Raw genomic sequence first — 536 nt, forward strand, 5'->3', positions numbered from 1 at the left:
GAACTGGACCATGCGAAGCACGTCCACGCCCCAAAACATGCCGCGGAAGCCCGAGCCTTCGATCGAGATGAAGGGGATGCCGGCCTCGCCGGCCATCGCCTTGGCCAGCATGGTCTTGCCGGTGCCGGGCGGGCCGTAGAGCAGGATACCGTTGATGTACTTGCCGCCCATCTTGACGAAGTCGCGACGATCGGCGAGCAGGCTGATCCACTGGCGCACTAGTGCCACCAGATTGGGCTGGCCCCAGTAGTCCTTGAACGTGACGGACTTCGGGTCCTCGGGCCGGATGGTCTCGACCCGGGTCTGGCTCATGAACCAGAAGATCGCCACAAACTGCAGGATGGCGAACGAGATCGCGAAGGCCAGCTGGAAGGCCGTGCCCAGCGTGACACCGATGATCGTCCGGCTGACCGGGTGGACGCTCTCCCAGAGCAGGCCGAGCAACGTAAAGGTGTCGCGCGCGCCTTCGCTGAAAAACATCCACCACAAAAAGCCCGGGATCAGGATCCAGGGCGCGATGCGCCGGATGCTGCGCC

General features: G+C 64.0%; 1 protein-coding gene. It reads right to left on the reverse strand.

The window, feature by feature from the left end; all coding sequences use genetic code 11:
• The coding region (locus JNK74_30040; protein ID MBL7650411.1) for an AAA family ATPase at nt 1-536 on the reverse strand (536 nt) is incomplete at both ends.

It is taken from the genome of Candidatus Hydrogenedentota bacterium, assembly GCA_016791475.1.
Classification (GTDB): domain Bacteria; phylum Hydrogenedentota; class Hydrogenedentia; order Hydrogenedentales; family JAEUWI01; genus JAEUWI01.